Source organism: Curtobacterium poinsettiae (genome assembly GCF_047226435.1).
Classification (GTDB): Bacteria; Actinomycetota; Actinomycetes; order Actinomycetales; family Microbacteriaceae; genus Curtobacterium; species Curtobacterium poinsettiae.
In genome coordinates, this window is sequence record NZ_CP178434.1 from 2744320 (window position 1) to 2763439 (window position 19120).

Annotated in this window: 15 protein-coding genes; 5 read left to right on the forward strand and 10 right to left on the reverse strand. The window is 72.1% G+C overall.

All coding sequences use genetic code 11. The features are described from left to right. The first annotated feature begins 3 nt into the window (after positions 1 to 3). The 5 genes from ACL00U_RS12925 to ACL00U_RS12945 all read left to right on the forward strand — a co-directional run bounded on the left by ACL00U_RS12925 (position 4) and on the right by ACL00U_RS12945 (position 5097). The gene (locus ACL00U_RS12925) at positions 4 to 582 is read left to right on the forward strand and encodes a TasA family protein (RefSeq protein WP_071251972.1); all 579 of its coding nucleotides are present in this window, start codon (positions 4 to 6) and stop codon (positions 580 to 582) included. Then, entirely contained in the window at positions 579 to 1475 is an 897-nt protein-coding gene (locus ACL00U_RS12930) for a hypothetical protein (protein ID WP_020381115.1), read from the forward strand. The genes ACL00U_RS12925 and ACL00U_RS12930 overlap by 4 nt, the downstream gene beginning before the upstream one ends. After that, complete coding sequence (locus ACL00U_RS12935) at positions 1472 to 2245, forward strand: signal peptidase I (protein WP_231564114.1); 774 nt, start codon at positions 1472 to 1474, stop codon at positions 2243 to 2245. The genes ACL00U_RS12930 and ACL00U_RS12935 overlap by 4 nt, the downstream gene beginning before the upstream one ends. Positions 2246 to 3313: 1068 nt before the next feature. Continuing rightward, on the forward strand, positions 3314 to 4633 hold the full coding sequence (locus tag ACL00U_RS12940) for a GNAT family N-acetyltransferase (protein ID WP_412873467.1): 1320 nt from the start codon (positions 3314 to 3316) through the stop codon (positions 4631 to 4633). After that, on the forward strand, positions 4633 to 5097 hold the full coding sequence (locus ACL00U_RS12945) for a DUF2087 domain-containing protein (protein WP_017888406.1): 465 nt from the start codon (positions 4633 to 4635) through the stop codon (positions 5095 to 5097). Before ACL00U_RS12940 ends, ACL00U_RS12945 begins: the two co-directional genes overlap by 1 nt. 215 nt (positions 5098 to 5312) lie before the next feature. Here ACL00U_RS12945 and ACL00U_RS12950 read toward each other — a convergent pair whose 3' ends face one another. The 10 genes from ACL00U_RS12950 to ACL00U_RS12995 form a co-directional block, all read right to left on the reverse strand. Next, positions 5313 to 6317 (reverse strand): ABC transporter permease, encoded by a 1005-nt coding sequence (locus tag ACL00U_RS12950; RefSeq protein ID WP_412873468.1) that lies wholly within the window; start codon positions 6315 to 6317, stop codon positions 5313 to 5315. Next, the gene (locus tag ACL00U_RS12955; protein WP_017888404.1) at positions 6314 to 7249 is read right to left on the reverse strand and encodes an ABC transporter permease; all 936 of its coding nucleotides are present in this window, start codon (positions 7247 to 7249) and stop codon (positions 6314 to 6316) included. Before ACL00U_RS12955 ends, ACL00U_RS12950 begins: the two co-directional genes overlap by 4 nt. Continuing rightward, the gene (locus ACL00U_RS12960) at positions 7246 to 9048 is read right to left on the reverse strand and encodes a dipeptide ABC transporter ATP-binding protein (protein ID WP_140448874.1); all 1803 of its coding nucleotides are present in this window, start codon (positions 9046 to 9048) and stop codon (positions 7246 to 7248) included. The genes ACL00U_RS12955 and ACL00U_RS12960 overlap by 4 nt, the downstream gene beginning before the upstream one ends. Continuing rightward, a complete protein-coding gene (locus ACL00U_RS12965; protein WP_412873469.1) occupies positions 9045 to 10712 on the reverse strand; it encodes an ABC transporter substrate-binding protein in 1668 nt (555 codons plus the stop codon). The genes ACL00U_RS12960 and ACL00U_RS12965 overlap by 4 nt, the downstream gene beginning before the upstream one ends. A gap of 203 nt (positions 10713 to 10915) precedes the next feature. Beyond that, positions 10916 to 11842: a cation-transporting ATPase gene (locus ACL00U_RS12970; protein ID WP_194590699.1), complete on the reverse strand. Its 927-nt coding sequence runs from the start codon at positions 11840 to 11842 to the stop codon at positions 10916 to 10918. Positions 11843 to 12353: 511 nt separating this feature from the next. Beyond that, positions 12354 to 13628, reverse strand: a complete 1275-nt coding sequence (locus tag ACL00U_RS12975) for a D-arabinono-1,4-lactone oxidase (RefSeq protein ID WP_071251966.1) — start codon at positions 13626 to 13628, stop codon at positions 12354 to 12356. A gap of 17 nt (positions 13629 to 13645) precedes the next feature. Next, positions 13646 to 15181 carry an L-arabinose isomerase gene (gene araA / locus ACL00U_RS12980; protein WP_140448871.1) on the reverse strand — a complete coding sequence of 512 codons (1536 nt, stop codon included), beginning with the start codon at positions 15179 to 15181 and terminating at the stop codon, positions 13646 to 13648. Continuing rightward, positions 15178 to 15888 (reverse strand): L-ribulose-5-phosphate 4-epimerase, encoded by a 711-nt coding sequence (locus ACL00U_RS12985; protein ID WP_412873470.1) that lies wholly within the window; start codon positions 15886 to 15888, stop codon positions 15178 to 15180. The genes araA and ACL00U_RS12985 overlap by 4 nt, the downstream gene beginning before the upstream one ends. Continuing rightward, on the reverse strand, positions 15885 to 17588 hold the full coding sequence (locus ACL00U_RS12990) for a xylulokinase (protein ID WP_412873471.1): 1704 nt from the start codon (positions 17586 to 17588) through the stop codon (positions 15885 to 15887). The genes ACL00U_RS12985 and ACL00U_RS12990 overlap by 4 nt, the downstream gene beginning before the upstream one ends. Positions 17589 to 18107: 519 nt before the next feature. After that, positions 18108 to 19106: a LacI family DNA-binding transcriptional regulator gene (locus tag ACL00U_RS12995; protein ID WP_042540344.1), complete on the reverse strand. Its 999-nt coding sequence runs from the start codon at positions 19104 to 19106 to the stop codon at positions 18108 to 18110. Positions 19107 to 19120: the final 14 nt, after the last annotated feature.

Below are 19120 nucleotides of genomic sequence, written 5' to 3' on the forward strand. Positions count from 1 at the left end.
GACATGACCGCCACACCGCGGACGACGGGACGCCACCGCGCCTCCCGACGCCACCGCTGGGTGTGGCCGGTCGCGCTCGGCCTGGTCGTCGCGGTCGGCACGGCGCTCCTCGGCGTCGGCGGCACCTACGCACTCTGGAACGGCACGGCCAGCACGGCCGCCACCACCGTGCGCTCCGCGACGGCGACCATCACCGTCGGCGGCACGACGGCGATGAACACCGCGGTCCTCGGGCCGGGCACCAGCACCACCGGCACGTTCACCATGCGGAACACCGGGTCGATCCCGCTCTCCGTGCGCGTCACGACGACGTCCTCGAAGTCATCCGTCGCGGCGGCGTCCGGTGAGCTGACGCTCCACCTCGCGATGGTGTCGTCGACCGCGAAGTGCGTGCCCGGGCTCACCGGCACGAGCGCGCGGCTCGCCACCTTCGACACGGGCTCCGGTGTCGTCACCCTGCCGGCCGGGGGCAGCGGCATCGCATGCCTCGAGATGGCCCTCGACGCCGACGCCCCGCAGACCGTCGCCGGCGCAACCACCGACTTCACCCTCACCGTCACCGGAACGCAGGTCGCCGCATGAACCGCCGCCTCCGGCTCCTCGTCGCCGTGCTCCTCACCGCCGTGTTCGTCGGTGGCACCTCGAGTGCCGCGTGGGCCTTGTGGAGCGCCTCGGGCACCACCGCGGCGAGCACGACGGTCGGCACCGTCACGGCGTCGATCGGCGGCACGAGCGCACTCACCACCGCCTTCTCGGCGAGTGTCACCTCGACGACGAAGCCGATCACCCTGACCGACTCGGGCACCCTCGGCGGCACCGCCACCACCACGGTCTCGGTCGCCTCCGGCAGCTCGACTGCACTCGCCAAGGCCGTCACCGTCGTCGCCTGGCCGGTCGCCTCGACCACGGCCTGCACCACGAGCACGGCCGTCGGAACCGGATCCGTCAGCGGAACCTGGGCGTCGCTGCCGAGCATGAGCGCGAAGCTCGCCGCCGGGGCCTCCGCGATCTGGTGCACGCGCAGCACCCTGCAGTCGTCTGCCCCGGCCGGTGCGACCACCACGGTGAACGTCGGCCTCACCGTCACGAGCGGCACCTGGAGCTCGGGCGTCGTCACCGGCAGCTTCACGCTGACCACCCCGGCGGCGACCGTCGACACCACCCCGTCGCTGGTCTGCACCGACCACGGCGGCTGGTACGTCGAGGTGCGCTGGGACGCCGCGAACCGCCCGCAGGACACCTGGTACGGGGCCTTCGTCGGCTCGACCCCGGTCGGGAAGAAGGCGCAGGACTACTCCGCGTTCATCACGATCGCACCGCCGGACGTCCCCGCGAGCGCCGGCACCTCGGGCACGCTCACCGTCACCGTCAAGGTGCTCGACAGCGCCGGCAACCCCACCTCGACCGTCGCGGGCACCGGCAAGGTCACGCTCTTCACCCAGGACAACGGGGCGGCGATCCGATGCGGCGCATGAGCACCCCCGCCCCACGCACCGGGTGGCGAGCGGTCGTCCGCGCCGTCGCGTTCGGGCTCAGCACCGGGCTCCTGCTCATCGTGGCTGCGCTGGCCGTCGTGCTGATCGTCGTCCCGAAGGCCACGGGGTCGATGCCGCTCACCGTCCTGACGCAGTCGATGGAGCCGACACTCCCCCCGGGCACCCTGCTCGTGGTCCGGCCGACCCCCGTCGAGGACATCCAGGTCGGCGACGTCGTCACCTACCAGATCGTCTCCGGCCAGCCCGCGGTCATCAGCCACCGCGTGGTGTCGGTGTCCTCGTCGTCGGACGGCGGACGGACCTTCGTCCTCAAGGGCGACAACAACGCCGAGGCCGACCCCGCCCCCGTCACCGCCGTGCAGATCCGCGGTGTCCTCTGGTACAGCGTCCCGGAGATCGGCCTGGTCAACCAGCTCGTCAACGGATCGCGCAGCTGGCTCATCCCGCTGGTCGCCGGCGTGCTCCTGACGTACGGCGCGGTCATGATGACCGCGGGCTTCGTCAGCACCGCTCGTCGTCGTCGGGCGGGCACCGGCCGCGGGCGTCGCAGCGCAGCACACCACGTCGAACGGAGCACCACCGAGACCACGACCCCCACCCGGTCTAGGCTCGGTGGACGTGACGGACGGAGTGCAGCGGGCGCGGGAGCTCCTCGACGCAGCGGCCCGACGGCTCCGCGCCGCGGACGTCCCCGACGAAGCGCTCGGCGAGTACGTCCAGCCGAAGGCCGTCCTCGGGATCCGTCGTGACCCCACCATGCGGCCGCTCGGGCGGGTGTGGCGGGTCGGAGCGCTCCTGATCGGGTCGTCCCCCGAGACCGCCGGCGGTGTCTGGGCCACCGGGTCGATCACCCGGGTCACCGAACCCGGTCGTTCGCAGTACCAGTCGGTCTCCGCCGAGGTCCGTCGCGCCTACCGTGCCGCCGCCGCGAAGGGACACTTCGCCGCCGGTGAGACGGTCAACCACGGCGCCGTCCCGATCCCCGTCGACGAGACCCTGGTCGCCGCCGACGGCGTGCTCTTCGTCGCCGACGACGTGCCCTCCGTCCGGTGGTCCCCGACGGCCGGCGCCGCCGTCCCCCTCGCCGACTACCTGGCCGACCGCGTCGGACTGCTCGTCGATCCCCCGCGGGGCGCGACCGACTGACACGGCACCGCCCGTCGCACGGTGCGGGGTTCGTCGTGCGGTGCAGGTTCGTCGCGCCTGCGCACCGTGCAGCGCGGGAGACTCCGTGCGCGTTCCCGCTCCCGGTGCGAGCTCCTGCCGCAGAGCCGCGGAACTGCGGAACTGCGGAACCGCGGAACCGCGGAATCGCACCGTGCCGGATCGCCCGACCCGTGCGAACTTGCCCGCCCCGTGCCCCGCCACAACCCCGCACCGAGCCGCCTCCACCGCCCCGGCCCACGAACCCCCCACCGTGCAGCTCCGGGCGAGCCCCCAGGACGCGACCACGGAACCGCACCGCGCCGGGTTCGTCGTGCGGTGCAGGGTTCGTCGTGCGGTGCAGGGCTCATCGTGCGGTGCAGGTTCTTCGGGCATGCGCACCGTGCCGGATCGCCCGACCCGTGCGAACTTGCCCGCCCCGTGCCCCGCCACAACCCCGCACCGAGCCACCTCCACCGCCCTGACCCACGAACCCCGCACCGTGCGCCCCGCACCCACCGCACACCGCCCACCGCCCACCGCCCCGCACCACGAACCCCGCACCCCGCACCCCGCACCCCGCGCCGTGCACCCCGACACCCAACTCCCGGCACGTGACCCCACGCAGACCACCCGGCTGTCGCGACGTCACCCGGTCCCGATAGTGTCGGAACGTGAGCAACGATGCATTCGACGACCGCTACGAGCTGCGCGAGTTCGCGCCCGGGACGGACGACAAGGGGGCACCGAACGCCGAGACGGCAGCGTGGATGCAGGCCGTCGGGATGGGCTTCCACGAAGCCGACCCCGACGCCGAGGGCGCAGCCCGCATGGCGTCCCACTTCATCGCCGACGAAGAGACGTTCCTCGGGGTCTACGTGCGCGAGCCGTTCCCGGGGTCCGTCGACGAGACGTGGCCGGCCGGCACCTTCACGTGGTTCCGCAAGGCGCTGAGCTGGGGCGACGGGTCCTCCGTCGACACGCAGGCGATCTCCGCGGTCACCGTCCGCCCGACCGAGCGTCGCCGCGGCATCCTGCGCCGGATGATGACGCACGCGCTCGAGCGCGGGGTAGCAGAGGGCTACGCCGTCGCGTCGCTGACCGCGTCCGAAGGCACCATCTACCGCCGCTTCGGCTTCGGCTGCGCCATCCGCGAGCGTGCTGTGCACGTCCGCCGCGAGCGCGCGCTCCCCCTGCTGGCGCCGACCTCCGGCACGGTGTCGGTCGTGACGCCGCAGTGGCTGGCCGACGGCCCGGGCAAGGCGGTCTTCGACCGCTTCCACGTCCGCACCCCCGGCTCGATGGTCCGCAACACCGGCACCTGGGACGTCGTCTTCGGCCTGCGTGGCCCCGACGGGCAGAAGGCGAAGGACGTCCGTGCGGCGGTGCACCGTCCCGACGGCTCCGACGAGATCGACGGCTACGTCACCTGGCGCGTCAAGGAGACCAGCGGTTCCGACACCGCGCTCGAGATCGTCGACCTGGTCTACGCGGACGACCGGGCCTACACCGCCCTGTGGGAGTTCCTGCTGTCGGTCGACCTCAACGACGTCGTGAAGTACAACCGGTCCCGCCTCGACGACCCGATCGTCGCGGCGCTCGGCGACAACCGTGCGTACGACGTCGACCACGAGGAGGACCACGTCTGGCTGCGCGTGCTCGACGTGGCGGCGGTGCTCGAGTCGAGGCCGTTCGCCACCGACGGCTCGCTGACACTCGCGGTCACCGATGCGCTCGGCCACACGACCGGCACGTACCGGCTGGACGTCCAGGAGGCCCGTGGCACCGTCACGCGCGTCGCCGACGACGTCGACGTGGCCGGGTCTGACGTCCAGCTCGACGTCGCGGAGCTCGGTGCGGTGCTGATCGGCTCGGTCTCCCCCGTCACCCTGGCGGCCGCCGGCCTGGTCCGCGCTGCGGACCCGGCGTCGGTGGAGCTGCTCCGCGCGATGCTGTTGCCGCCGCGGACGCCGCACGGCATCACGTACTTCTGATGGACGTCGCCCGGGTGGTCGGCCGGGCGCGTCAGGTCGTCTCCGTCCTGGCGTCCCCGGCCCTCCGTGCGGCGGTGTTCGGCGGAGCCCCCGCCGACGACCGCACCCAGGCGGCGGTCGGCTCGTTCGACTGGGTCACCGACGACGGCCCCGACGCCGCGGTGCTCGGTCGGACGGCACGGGAACTCCAGCGGCTGCAGTCGCCGGCAGCGGTGCTCGAGTTCGACCGGATCGAGCGGATGCCGGTGAAGGACGTCGAACGACATGCGCTGTCCGTCCGGATCGTGGAGCTCGTGTTCGAGCGCCTCGGGTGTGACCGCGCCGTGCCGGAGGCCGTGCTGAACGCCGCGATCGGCATGCTGGCGGCCGACGTGTCCATCGTGCGCCGGGATGCGGTGGACCTCGGCGTGCTGACGCGCACCGACGACGGCTCGGTCTACCGGTTCGTGGGGCGCCCGGCCTGAGGCAGCCGGGCAGGCGGAGAGCCGGGGCAGGGCGGGGCGGGCAGCCGGCGCAGGGCGGGGCGAGCCGGGCCGGGCCGGGCCGGGCGCAGACGCACGGTGCAGGGTTCGTCGGACCGTGACGGGCTACCCGCTCGGTGCGGCGCCGTAGTGCAGAACGGAGCGGGCAACCTCGCACGAACCAGCGAGCCCCGCACGGTGCGAGGCTCGACCGCGCCCTACGCCCGGCGCCGCACCCGCGGGTCGACGAACGCGTAGACGATGTCGACGATCACGTTCGCGGTCACGATCAGCAGCGCCGAGAACAGCGTGAAGCCGACGACCACCTGCAGGTCGAGCGTGTGCACCGCGTCGATCAGCAGCGCGCCGAGACCCTGCATCGAGAACACCTTCTCGGTGATGACTGCACCGCCGAGCAGCGACCCGAGGTCGAGCCCGAACAGCGTCACCACGGGCAGGATCGCCGTCCGGAGTCCGTGCCGCACGACGACCTGGCGCTCGCGCAGTCCCTTGGCCCGAGCGGTCCGGACGAAGTCCTGCGACATCGACTCGAGCATCTCGCCGCGGGTCAACCGGGCGTAGATCGCAGCGCTGATGAAGGCGAGCACGCACCACGGCAGGATCAGGTGGGTGAACCAGCCGACCGGGTCGTCACCGAAGGCCACGTAGCCGCTCGTCGGCAGGATCCCGAGCACGAACCCGAACAGCAGGATGCCGAGCAGCCCGACCAGGTACGCCGGCGACGAGACACCCGCGACCGCGACCGTCATCACGGCCCGGTCGACGAAGGTGCCGCGGCGCAGCGCCGAGACGGTGCCCCCGAACACCCCGGCCACGAGCCACAGCACAGCGGCTCCGACGGCGATCGAGGCGGTGACGGGCAGGCGCGCGAGGATGAGCTCGGTGACGCTCTCGTGCAGCTGGAACGAGTACCCGAAGCACGGTGCCGCGCACTCGATGACGCTGTTGCCGCTGCCGAAGGTCCGGCCGGTGAAGATGCCGGCCAGGTAGGCGCCGAACTGTGCGAGCCAGGGCTTGTCGGTGCCCAGGAACGCCTGCACCTCGCGCAGTCGGTCCGGGGTGCAGGGCTTGTCGCAGATCGCCCGCGCCGGGTTGGTCGGCAGCAGCATGAAGAGCGCGTACGTGATGGCCGCGACGACGAGCAGCACGACCGCCGCACCGAGCAGGCGGACCGCGAGGAACCGCAGGGTCGCAGCGTTCACGCGGTGCCCCCTCGCGGGTCGAGGGCGTCGCGCAGGGCGTCGCCGAGCACGTTGAAGGCGAGGGTGATGAGGAACAGTGCGGCTCCGGGGAACACGAGGTACATGGGGTCGGTCTGCACCCAGCCGATGGCGTCACCGATGCTGCGACCCCACGACGGCGTCGGCGGGTTGACCCCGACGGCGAGGAACGAGAGCGCGGCCTCGGCACCGATCATCGACGGGATCGAGATCGTCGCGTAGACGGTGATGGTCGCGGCGAGGTTCGGCAGCAGCTGCGTGCGGATGACGTGCCACCGGCCGGCACCCATCGCGGTGGAGGCCACGACGTAGTTCCGGCTGACGAGCGACAGCGTCTGCCCTCGCACGACACGGGCCACGGCCGGCCAGCCGAAGAACCCGATGACGAGCACGACGAGCACGGGCTTCGGGAACGACGACGGCACGATCGCGGTGAGGGCGATCATGAACACGAGCGACGGGAACCCGAAGATCACGTCGACGACCCGCGAGAGCACCCGGTCGTACCAGCCGCCGAAGAACCCGGTCGTGACGCCGACGAGCACGCCGATGACGATCGACACCAGGGTGGCGGCGAGTCCGATGCCGAGCGAGGTCCGCGCGCCGTACGTGACGATCGAGAACAGGTCGCGCCCGGTCAGGGGCTCGACGCCGAACCAGTGCTCGCCGCTGATGCCGCCGCCCGGACCGCGCGGAGCGCCGAACGAGTTGAGCGCGTCGATGTCGTACGAGTACGGGTCCTGCCCGGACGCCTTCGCGATGAGCGGGGCCGCCACGGCGACCACCAGGAACACCGCGATGACGACGGCCGAGGCCACCGCCCAGCGGTCTTGCCGCACCCGCCGCACGACGGCCCGGAAGCCGGTCGTACGGCCGGACGGTGCGACCGGTCGGTCGACCACGTTGGCCGTCACGAGGCCACTCCTTCCCACGCGCGCCACGCCTCGCGGCGGGCGGCCTGTCGCACGGGATCGGCGACGGGCGCTGCGGCGAGGAGCATGCGCGTGTAGTCCTGTTGCGGGTCGTCGAGCACCGCGTCGGTGCTCCCCCGTTCGACGATCCGGCCGTCGCGCAGCACGATCACCTGGTCGGCGAGCTGGCGGACGACGGCGAGGTCGTGGCTGATGAGCAGCATGCCGAAGCCGAACTCCTGCTGCAGGCCGGCGAGCAGGTCGAGCACGGCGGCCTGCACCGTCACGTCGAGTGCCGAGGTCGGTTCGTCGGCGATCACGAGTGCCGGCCGCAGCGCGAGCGCACGCGCGACGGCGACTCGCTGCCGCTGGCCGCCGGACAGCTGGTGCGGGAACCGCTCGGCCCACGTCGGGTCGAGCTGCACGGCGATCAGCAGTTCGCGGACACGCTCGGCGCGTTCGGCTGCGGAGTCGGTGCCGTGCACGAGCAGCGGTTCCGCGATGCTCCAGCCGATGGTCTGCCGCGGGTTGAGCGACGACGCCGGGTCCTGGAACACGATGCCGACCCGGCTGCGCAGTTCGCGCAGCCGGCGTCCGCGAGCGGTGCGCAGGTCGCTGCCGTCCACCTCGACCGAGCCGGCGACGACGGGCACCAGGCCCGCGAGCGCGCGCCCGATCGTCGACTTGCCGGAACCGGATTCGCCCACCAGGCCGACGGTCTCACCGGCGTGCAGGTCGAGGTCGATACCGGACACGGTGGGTCCGCCTCGGCGCGAGTACCGCACGGCGACGTCGCGCAGGCGCGCCACGAGCGGACTGGGCCCACGCCGCCGGTTCCGGTCCGACGCGCCAGCGGCGGGCCGGCCGTGCCGGTGGGGAGAGGCGCGACTCGCGTCGTCGACGTCGGCCGGGGCCGAGGCGGTGCTCGCGTCTGCGGACAGATTGCGGCTTGCCGGAGCCGCGTCCGGTCCGGCAGGCCGAGTCTCGGTCGACGCGAGCGGCTCGGCGGAGCTTCCACGCGCCTCCAGGCTGGGGACGGCCGCGAGGAGCTCGCGCGTGTAGTCGGCGGTCGGGTGGGCGAAGACCTCGGCGACGGTCCCGTGCTCGACCGGGTCGCCGCGACGCAGCACCAGCAGGTCGTCCGCGACGTCCGCCACCACGCCCATGTCGTGGGTGATGAGCAGCACGGCCAGGGAACGCTCGCGGCCGAGCCGACGCAGCAGGTCGAGGATGCCGGCCTGCACGGTGACGTCGAGCGCGGTCGTGGGTTCGTCGGCGAAGAGCGCCACCGGATCGCCGGCCAGGGCCATCGCGATCATCGCACGCTGGAGCTGGCCGCCGGACAGTTCGTGCGGGTAGGCCTTCCGGATGCGCTCGGGGTCGGCGAGCCCGGCGTCGCGGAGCAACTCGTCGACGCGGGCCGTGACACCGGCACGGTCGAGTCCCGACGGGTGTACCCGGACGGCCTCGGCGATCTGGGTGCCGATCGACAGGACCGGTGTGAACGAGTTCATCGGCTCCTGGAACACCACGCCGATGCCCGCACCACGGACGGCGCGGACGGTCTCGGTGGCGGCACCGATGAGCTCTTCGCCGCGGAACCGGGCGCTGCCCGACACCGAGGCCTGCGGCGGCAGGAGCCCGAGCACGCTCATGGCGCTGACGGACTTGCCCGAGCCTGACTCCCCCACCAGGGCGAGGACCCGGCCGGGCGTCAGGTCGAAGGAGACGTCACGGACGACGGGCTCCGCGTCGCCGAACACGACGCGGAGCCCCTCGACCTGCAGGATCGGATCGGTCACTGCTTGAGCGAGACCTTGAGGTAGTTCGGGTACGCGGGGAAGTCCGCGATCTGGAAGTTCTGCACGTTCGACCCGGCGAGGAACGACTGCTTCGCGTAGATCAGCGGCACGACCGGGGCGTCGGCCATGATCTTCTGGTCGGCCTGTGCCCAGAGCTTCTGCGCGGCGTCCTGGTCGACCGTCGAGCTCGCCTTCGCGATGAGGGCGTCGACCTCGGGGTTGCGGTACTTCGAGACGTTGTAGCCGCCGCCACCGATCTGCGACGAGGCGTAGAGCGGCTGGAGGTTGGCGTTCGCGCTCGGGAAGTCCGGCTGCCAGCTCGACAGCGACAGGTCGAAGTCGGTGCCGTTGGTGGTCGCCTGCGTGAAGGAGTCGTAGTCGAGCGGCTTGAGCGTCACCGTGATCCCGGCACGCTTCAGGCCGGACTGCAGCGCCTGCGCCTGGGCGAGGTACGTCGGGTCGTTCTGCGTGACGAGGGTCAGCTTCAGGCCCGAGACACCGGCCTCCTTGAGCAGCTGCTTCGCCTTGTCGACGGCGCCGGTGGCCTTCGTCTTGTACAGGTCGTAGTCCTGGCGCCCCGCGATGCCCGGGGTGATCAGGGTCGAGGCGTACGACCCGGCGATCGCGCCGCCTGCGGCGATCCGGAACGACTTGCGGTCGACGGCGTACTGCAGGGCCTGTCGGACCTTGAGGTCCTTGAGCGCACCGCGCTGCGTGTTGATCGCCATGTAGCTGATCGGGCCGGCCTTCGAGGTGGCGAGGCGGTCCTGGGCGGCCGGGTTGCTGCGCACCTGGTTCAGCTCCGCGGCACCGAGGTAGATCGCCCCGAAGGAGTTCTTGGCGTCGCCGTTGTCCGCGATCAGGGTCTGCGTGGCCGTGGACTGGTCCTGGCTCTCCTTGAACACGATCTTCGACGGGCCGGCCGTGCGGACCTCGTCGGTCTTCGCACTCCAGTTCTTGTTGCGGACCAGCGTGACCTGCGAGCCCTGCGTGTTCGACTGCACCTGGTACGGGCCGGACGCGACCGGCTTCAGGTCGTAGGCGCCGGTGTCCTTGCCGTCGCCCTCGGGCACCGGGGTGAACGCCGGCATCGACGCGAGCCACGGCCAGTCGCCGTACGCGGCGTTGAGCTTGAAGACGATGGTCTTGTCGTTCGGGGTCTCGATGCTGTCGAGCGACTTGCCGTCGAACGGGCCCTTGTAGGAGTCACCACCGACCAGGAGCGACTTGTGGTAGCTCAGGCCACCGCTCAGCGTCGGCGCGAACGAGCGCTCGATGCCCCACTTGATGTCCTTCGTGGTGATCGGCGTGCCGTCCTGGAACTCGACGCCGTCCTTCAGCGTGTAGGTCCAGGTCTTGCCGTCGTCGCTCGAGACGCCGGTGTTGGTCGCCAGGTCGGGCACGACCTTCGCCGTCTTGCCCGGCTCGACGTCCCAGGTGGTGAGTCGACGCGCGACGAGCCCCATCGACGTGATGCCGAGGCTCTGGCTGGTCGCCGGGTCGAGGTGGAACGAGGTCTGCGGCGTCAGGATGTTGAGCGTGCCGCCCTTGGCCGTGCCGTCGGCGCCGTCGTCGGACGAGCCCCCACCCGAGCAGCCGGTCAGGACCAGGGCTGCTGCTGCGGCGACGGCCGCGGTGATCGTCAGGCGGTTGGGGCGTCTCATGACGGGGCTGCTCCTCGGGGAAGGGGGCGCGATCGCGGTGGCGGTCGCTGCGACGGCGGAACGGTCCACCCGCCGGGCGGCATCCATCCTGACACCGCGACGGTGGCCCGTCCGAATCTCGCGTGCGTCGGACGACGCACGACGAAACATTGCAAGCGCCGGACGCCGTCCCGCTATTCCCGATGCGTTCGCACCGTCGTGTGTCAGCGGTCGAAGAGCCCACCGAGGAAGTCGTTGCCGAGGTTCGACGCCTGCTCGCCGAGACCGGACGCCTGCTCACCGAAGCCCGCGGCCTGCTCACCGAAGCCACCGAGGAGCTGCTCACCCTGACCGGCGAGTCCCTCGACGCCACCGCTGAGGTCACCGAGCCCGAGGTCACCCATGCCCGAGGCGATGCCCTCGAAGTCCACGCCGAGGTCGGCAGCCCCGGCCAGCACCGGACCGGCGGCGGCGCTCAGCACCGCTCCCCCGGCCACCGCGGCGGCGAGGCCACCGAACGCCATCGCGCCAGCGCCGACCGCTGCACCGCCGGCGAAGGCCCCGGCGCGGCCGCGACCGTTGCCGTTGGCGTTGCCCGAGCGGCCGGAACCCCCGAGGACCCGTCGGACCAGACCCGGACGCGACATCTCCCCGCGGGTCATCGCACGGGCCATGCCGCCCGCCGAGTCGTCGCGCAGGTGCTCGTGGGGCGGGAGCTCGGAGTTCAGGCGGTCGCGGACCTGCTGGCGCTGCCCGGGGGTGAGCCGCGCGAAGGCGTCGTGGTGGACCTGTTCGAGCTGCTCCGGCGACGAGGTGCGGAGCAGGTAGTCGTACTTCGCCAGGGCGACCTTGTCGGCGTCGGCCCCGTGCTGCGGCGTGCCTGCGTGCTGCTGCTGCTGGCCGTACTGCTGCGGCTGGCCGTACTGCTGCGGCTGGCCGTACTGCTGCGGCTGGCCGTACTGCTGCGGCGGCTGCTGCTGGCCCCGGTCGTCACCGGTCAGCTTGTCCGCGGCGCTCCGCACGATGCCACGCCAGTCCGTCCCGCCCTGCTGCGATCCGGCGCCGGGCGCGGTTCCCCCCTGCCCACGCTTCTGGAGCTGCTTGTCGATGACCTTCGAGGCCATGCCGATGATGCGGTTGAGGTTCGCCATGCCCCGACCTTTGCGTCCTCACATGTGGACGACCGGTACCGAAGCGGGGGTTCGCCGGGGCATCCGATGGGGATCCCCTGTGAGAGTCGATCTGCATATCAGCGGACACATGCACGTAGGCTGGCTCCGGTCGCGTCACCGCCGGAGCGCGACCTGGGCGAAAGCGTGAGGCCCGGGACTGCGACAACAGTTCCGGGCCTCGATTCGCCTTCCGAGTGGAAAGCCAAGGGATGCATCAACCATCCCGAGTCCAACGCTCGGAACCGATGGTAGCCGAGCCCGCTCGGCGACGCATCCCTCGGCCGAAGCTCCTCGTGTCAGCCGGCGACGACACCAGGAGGTCAGCGATGTCGAACGACACCGATGATCGGTCCAGGCGTCGGGTGCCCTGGCTGGGGATCGCGAGCTTGCTCGTGACCGTGGTCAGGCTCCTGATCGACCTGTCCCGCAAGGACTGAGGACCCGGGTGTCCCGCACCACAGCCGGTGGTGCGGGACACCTGTCAATCGCGTCAGGACAGGATGCGCGCGAGGAACGCGTTGCGGAACCGCCCCGTGGGGTCGAGGTCACGGGCGAGTGCGGCGAAGTCGGACAGCCGCGGGTACGCCTCGTGCAGCCGCTCGGCGCCGGCAGCGGAGACCTTGCCCCAGTGCGGCCGCGGGTCGAAGGGCTCGAGGACGTCCTCGATCCGGGTGACCGCCGCGGCCACGGCGGCGGCGTCCCGGCGGAACGTGAAGTGCAGACCGACCGACTGTCGGCCGGATGACGGCGCGAGCCAGGCGGTGTCGGCCGCGATGGTGCGGACCTCGGCGGCGATGAGGATCGGCGCGAACAGCGACGCCAGCGGTCGGAGCGCCTCGAGTGCCGCCACGGCCGAGGCCGCGGGGATCAGGTACTCGGCCTGGATCTCGGCCCCGGTCGAGGGGGTGAACGAGGACCGGAAGTGCGGCAGCCGCTCGGCCCACGGCCCTGGCACGCCGCCCTGCTCGGTGACCCCGGCAGGGTCGTTCTCACCCGGGTGCACCGGACCCGAGGCTGCACGGGCTCCGAGGGCCACGAGGTCGACCGTCGGTGCGGCCTCGTCGACGCGGTGCTTGACCCAGACCTGCCGGGCGCCCCGGTCGTCGAACGACGTGAACATCGACACCGAGTACGCGTCGGACATCACCTGGTCGAACTGCGCGGCCACGGCCTCCCACGGCAGGTCGAGGTGCACCGTCGTGGCGACCTGGAACGTCGGCTCGATCGCGAGCTCCACCGCGGTGACGACGCCGAGCGCGCCGATCCCCACGCGGTGGGCGTCGAGCAGCCCGTCCGGCGACGCAGCGTCGACGTGGTCGAGCGCGCCGGAGGCGCGCACCACGTCGAGGCCGACCACCGCCTGCGCGAGCGACGGGTTCCGCACACCGGAGCCGTGCGTCCCCGTGGCGACGGCACCGGCCGTGGAGATGTGCGGCAGGGACGCGAGGTTCCCGAGGGCCCAGCCACGGGCCTCCAGGCCGGCCGCGACCTGACTGTGCGTCATGCCCGCGGCCACACGGACCACCCGCCGGGCCGTGTCGATGTCGAGCACGGGCGGCAGGTCCGACAGCGAGACCTGGACGGCATCCGTGTCGGCGATGGTGTTGAACGAGTGTCGCGAGCCGAGCGCCGTCAGGCGCGGCGTCGAGGCGACGAGCTGCTGGAGCTCGTCCACCGACGTCGGGCGGGCCAGCGCCGAGGCGCGGTAGGTGACGTTGCCCGCCCAGTTCGTGCGCGTGCGCTCGGCCGCGATCACGTCGTCCATCGTGGGTCCTGACTCCCCTAGAAGCCGCGGTCGAGACGGTGCCACGTCTGCTGGAGACGCAGCTCGTCGCGGAACCCGCGTGCGGTGGTGTGCTCGTCGATCACCAGGAACTCCGTGCCGACCATCGTCGCGAAGTCCTCGACGACCTGCAGGCCGACCGCCGTCGTCATGACGGTGTGGTGCGCGGCGCCGGCGGTGAGCCAGGCCTCGGCGGCGACGGGGAACGACGGCCGGGGCTCCCAGACCGCACGGCCGACGGGAAGCTTCGGCAGGGCCTCGGTCGGGGGCACGACGTCGACGACGTTCGCGGTGAGGCGGAACCCGTCGCGGGTGTCGGAGAGCGCGACGACGACGGCCTCGCCGGAGTCGGCGGTGAAGACCAGGCGGACCGGGTCGTCCTTGCCGCCGATGCCGAGCGGGTGGATCTCGAGCGTCGGCTTCGTGGTGGTGAGCGTCGGCGAGACCTCGAGCATGTGCGCCCCGAGGATCTTCTCGGCGCCCGGGGTGAGGTCGTAGGTGTAGTCCTCCATCAGGCTCGCACCACCGGGCAGGCCGGCGCCGGCGACGTTCATCGCGCGGACCAGGACCGAGGTCTTCCAGTCGCCCTCGGCGCCGAAGCCGTAGCCGTCGGCCATCAGGCGCTGCACGGCCAGGCCCGGCAGCTGCTTGAGCGAGCCGAGGTCCTCGAAGTTCGTGGTGAAGGCGGCGCTGCCGTTCTGCGCGAGCAGCGTGCGGAGGCCGATCTCGATGGCGGCGCCGTCGCGGAGCGCGGCGTGACGCTCGCCACCTTCGCTGCGGAGTGACGGGTCCACGTCGTAGTCGCGCTCGTACGTCGCCACGAGCGCGTCGACCGCTGCCGTGTCCGCTGCTGCGGCGTCCACCGCTGCTGCGAGCTCGTTGACCGCCCACGTGTTGACCTGCACGCCGAGCTCGATCTCGGCCTCGGTCTTGTCGCCCTCGGTGACGGCGACGTAGCGCATGTTGTCGCCGAAGCGGGTGAGCTTCAGCTCGCGGACGGCCGCGGCACCTGCGGCGGCACGGGTCCAGTTCGCGACGCGCTGCTGGACGCGCGGGTCCGAGACGTGGCCGACGGCCGTGGCGTGCCGGACGCCCAGGCGGGCCAGGGCGTAGCCGAACTCACGGTCGCCGTGCGCGGCCTGGTTGAGGTTCATGAAGTCGAAGTCGATGTCCGCCCAGGGCAGCGTGACGTTCGCCTGCGTGTGCAGGTGCAGCAGCGGCTTGGTCAGGGCCTGCAGGCCGCCGATCCACATCTTGGCCGGGCTGAACGTGTGCATCCACGTGGTGACACCGATGACCTTGTCGTCGGCGCTCGCCTCGATGAGCGCCCGGCGGATGCCGTCGGCGTCCTTGAGGACGGGCTTCCAGACGAGCTGCACCGGCAGGTGCCCGGCGAGCTCCGCGTGGACGGCCTTGCTCTGCTCCTCGACCTGGCGCAGGGTCTCCTCGCCGTAGAGCCCCTGGGAGCCGGTGAGGAACCAGACCTCGTAGCTGTCGAGCGTGGCCTGGGGGTCGACGGTGGTGTCCTGCGTCATCGCATGGCTCCTTCGGGGTTCTGTCCGTAGACGTTCTGGTAGCGATCGAAGAGTCGATTGATGTCTGCTTCGGGGATCGGGACGACCTCGCCTCCCTGCTTCGCGATGTGGACGGTCCGTGCCACGTCCTCGCACATCACGGCGGCCTTGACGGCGTCCTTCGCGTCCTTGCCGATCGTGAAGACGCCGTGGTTCTGCATCAGGACCGCACGGCTGCGGTGACCGCTCAGGGTGTCGACGATGCCGTGGCCGATCGAGTCGTCGCCGATGATCGCGAACGGGCCGACCGGGATCGGTCCGCCGAACTCGTCCGCCATCGCCGTGATCACGCACGGGATCGCCTCGGCGCGGGCGGCCCAGGCGGTGGCGTACGTCGAGTGGGTGTGCACGACACCGCCGACCTCGGGCATGTTCCGGTACACGTAGGCGTGCGCAGCGGTGTCGCTCGAGGGGCCGTGCGCGTTGCCCCAGCCCTCGGCCGGCACGCCGTCGAGGGTGCAGACGACCTGGTTCTCCGGCGTCAGGTCGTCGCTCGACACCCCGCTCGGCTTGATGACGAACAGGTCCGTACCGGGCACGCGCTCGGAGACGTTGCCGCCGGTCCAGATCACGAGGCCGTAGCGGACGAGTTCGCCGTGCAGGCGCGCGACACGCTCCCGCGTCGTCGCCACCGCCTGGCGTGTGGTCTCGTCGATCGCGTCCGTCATCGGGTCACTTCCTCTGTCTGGAGGCGCGGGTCGGCGCCGTCGGTCGCTTCGGTCGGTCCTGTGGTCGCGCTGGGGCGGGTCGCCGCCGCGGCGACGTCCTGCACGGGCAGTGCCGCCCGGTAGCGGTCCAGGTACGTCTGGAACCCGGCGACGTCCGCCGGCTCGGGTTCGGCCACGTGCACGGCGTCCCCGCCGAACACGGTGTCCGACAGGTAGTCGGCGAGCTGCTGGTCGGTGTGCTCGAGGTAGGCGGCCAGCGCCGCGATCCCCCACGCTCCGCCCTCGCCCGCGGTCTCCTCGAGCGCGATCGGCACGCGCAACGCCGCCGCGAGCAGCCGCTGCGGGCTGCCGGGCGTCCGGAAGAGCCCGCCGTGCGCAGTCATCCGGTCCACCTGCACCTGTTCGCCGTGCAGGACGTCCATGCCGATGGCCAGGGTCGCGAAGGCGCCGTGCACCTCGGAGCGCACCAGGTTGCCGAGCGTGAAGCGTGCGCCGGGGGTGCGGAGCAGCAGGGGCCGGCCGTCCTCGACGTGGGTGACCGGTTCGCCCGCCAGGTAGTTGAAGGAGAGCAGGCCGCCGGCGTCCGGGTCGGTGTCGTCGGCGACGGCCTCGGCGAGCAGCGTGGCGTAGACGTCGTCGATGCCGATCGGCGTCGCGCCGGTCCGCTCGCTCGAGGCCTCGGCGAAGCGCCCGAACACCCGGGCCCAGCTCGCGATCTCGCTCGCGCCGTTGTTGCAGTGCACCATCGCCACGGCGTCCCCGGCCGGGGTGGTGACGACGTCGAGTTCCTCGTGCGCGGTGGTCAGCGGCTGCTCGAGCACGACCATCGCGAAGATGCTCGTGCCGACGCTGACGTTGCCGGTGCGCGGGGCGACGGCGTTCGTCGCGACCATGCCGGTGCCGGCGTCCCCCTCGGGCGGGCAGAGCGGTGCACCGGGTTCGAGCGTGCCGGTCGGGTCGAGCCAGGCCGCACCTTCGGGGGTCAAGTCGCCTGCTTCGGCGCCGGCGACGAGGACCTCGGGCAGCAGGGACCGCAGGTCCGGCAGGCCGATCAGGTCCTGCGCGGTGGCGAGCATGGCGGGGTCGAAGTCCTTGGCACCGGGGTCACCGGGGCCGCTGTCGACGGGGCCGCCCTCGATGGGGAACATGCCGCTGGCGTCACCGACACCCAGCGCGTTCCGACCGGTCAGACGACGGTGGACGTAGCCGGCCAGGGTCGTCACACCGGCGATCTCGGCCACGTGCGGCTCGTCGTCGAGGACCGCCTGGTACAGGTGCGCGATCGACCAGCGCAGCGGGATGTTGAACCCGAGGGCCTCGCTGAGCCGTTCGGCTGCGGGACCCGTGGAGGTGTTGCGCCAGGTGCGGAACGGCACGAGCAGCTCGCCCGCGGCGTCGAACGCCAGGTAGCCGTGCATCATCGCGCTCACGCCCACCGCGCGGAAGGTCGTCGGGGTCACGCGGTACTGCGACTCGACGTCGGCCACCAGGGCGGCGTACGCGGCACGGAGTCCGGTCTCGACGGCCTGCAGCGAGTAGGTCCAGCGCCCGTCGACGTACTCGTTCTCCCACTCGTGGGAGCCGGCTGCGATGGGGACGAGGTCCTCGTCCACCAGGCAGGCCTTGATGCGGGTGGAGCCGAGCTCGATCCCGAGCGTGGTGCGGCCGTCCACGATCCGCTGTCGGCGGTCGTCGCCCATGCGTTCCTCCAGAACCTCGTCGTCCTCAGTGAGCGCTCACATCCTGGCACGTGAGCGCTCACACACGCAACGCGGCGGCGCGCCGCCCGTCCTGCCCGTCCCACTCGTCCGCCCGCTTCCCCCGCCGGTCGAAACTCCCCGCTCAGTTCCGCCGACCGGTCACGAACCGTCGTCCGACGCACCTGCAGCCGACCATTCCTGACCGATCGACGTCCCACGCACGACGGGTCGTGACCGCGCGACGCACGAGGGCGACGACGACATGCGACCACACGCCGCCCCACACCCACGCGAGTCCTGACCCCTCGCCGCCCCACACCCGCGCGAGTCCTGACCCCTCGCTGCCCCACACCCGGGAGCGCCGACCCGCCGGACCCGCGACACCCCGAACGGCGGCGCCCGGCACGGTCACGACACCCCGTTGCCTCCCCACCGCGCGGTCACGAACGGTCGGCTGGAGGCGCGCAGAGCGACGGTTCGTGACCACTCGACCACGGCGGACGGGGTGTCGTGACCGACCTACGCCCCGACGGTGCTCTCGCGGATGACGAGCGACGGCGTCACGGCCGCCGACGCCGCGGTCCCGCCGTCGATCAGGGCGAGGAGCGCCTGCCCCGCGACGCGCCCGAGTTCCTCGAGCCGCAGGTCGACCGTGGTCAGCGGCGGCCTCGAGGCGAGCGCCATCACGTCCCAGTCGTCGAACCCGGTGACCGCGACGTCTCCGGGCACCGAACGCCCGAGCTCCCGCAGCCGGTCGCACACGCCCCGGGCGATCTGGTCGCTGCCACAGACGATCGCGTCGACGTCGGGCGACTGCCGGGCCAGCACGTCCACGGCCTGCCGCCCCCAGCGCTCCGACCACTCGCCGTACAGCGGCTCGGTGACCAGGTGCGACCCGAGCACCGACGTGGCACCGGCGACGCGTCGCGCTGCCGACCGGTGCCGCGCCGGCCCCGTCACGATCGCGACCCGCTGCTTCCCGAGCGAGCGCACGTGCGAGGCGACGAGTGCCGAACCGGCGGCGTCGTCGAGCGTGACCGACACGTCGCTGTCGTCGGTCGAGGGCGAGAAGGCGTAGACGACGGGGATGGACGCGTCGATCGGGGGCCGGGCGTCGGCGGAGCGGCCGGTCACGATGATGCCGTCGACACCGCGGGCCGCCAGGGAGCGCAGGTAGTGGGCCTCGCGCACGTGGTCGTCGCGGGTGTCGCAGAGCAGCACGGCCATACGCCCAGCGGACAGGGCGTCCTCGGCACCGAGCAGCACCGGGATCGAGAACCGGCCGAACGAGTCGGTGGTGATCATGCCGACGGTGTAGGTCCGCCCCGAGGACAGCGCACGGGCACGGGCGTCGCCGACGAACCCGAGCTTCTCGGCGGCTTCCTTCACCCGCAGCCGGGTGGCGTCCCGCAGCTGTCCGGTGCCGTTCAGCGCCTTCGACGCGGTGCCGATCGACACTCCGGCGAGCGCCGCCACGTCGGTGATCCGGATCGGCTGTCCGGTGCGTTCGAGCGTCACGGCAACCACCTTTC

Excerpts from the sequence above, each read along its gene's own strand:
- ACL00U_RS12925 (WP_071251972.1), top strand. The coding sequence starts at position 4 with ATGACCGCCACACCGCGGACGACGGGACGCCACCGCGCCTCCCGACGC.
- ACL00U_RS12930 (WP_020381115.1), top strand. The coding sequence starts at position 579 with ATGAACCGCCGCCTCCGGCTCCTCGTCGCCGTGCTCCTCACCGCCGTG.
- ACL00U_RS12935 (WP_231564114.1), top strand. The coding sequence starts at position 1,472 with ATGAGCACCCCCGCCCCACGCACCGGGTGGCGAGCGGTCGTCCGCGCC.
- ACL00U_RS12945 (WP_017888406.1), top strand. The coding sequence starts at position 4,633 with ATGGACGTCGCCCGGGTGGTCGGCCGGGCGCGTCAGGTCGTCTCCGTC.
- ACL00U_RS12965 (WP_412873469.1), bottom strand. The coding sequence starts at position 10,712 with ATGAGACGCCCCAACCGCCTGACGATCACCGCGGCCGTCGCCGCAGCA.
- ACL00U_RS12970 (WP_194590699.1), bottom strand. The coding sequence starts at position 11,842 with ATGGCGAACCTCAACCGCATCATCGGCATGGCCTCGAAGGTCATCGAC.
- ACL00U_RS12975 (WP_071251966.1), bottom strand. The coding sequence starts at position 13,628 with ATGGACGACGTGATCGCGGCCGAGCGCACGCGCACGAACTGGGCGGGC.
- araA (WP_140448871.1), bottom strand. The coding sequence starts at position 15,181 with ATGACGCAGGACACCACCGTCGACCCCCAGGCCACGCTCGACAGCTAC.
- ACL00U_RS12985 (WP_412873470.1), bottom strand. The coding sequence starts at position 15,888 with ATGACGGACGCGATCGACGAGACCACACGCCAGGCGGTGGCGACGACG.
- ACL00U_RS12990 (WP_412873471.1), bottom strand. The coding sequence starts at position 17,588 with ATGGGCGACGACCGCCGACAGCGGATCGTGGACGGCCGCACCACGCTC.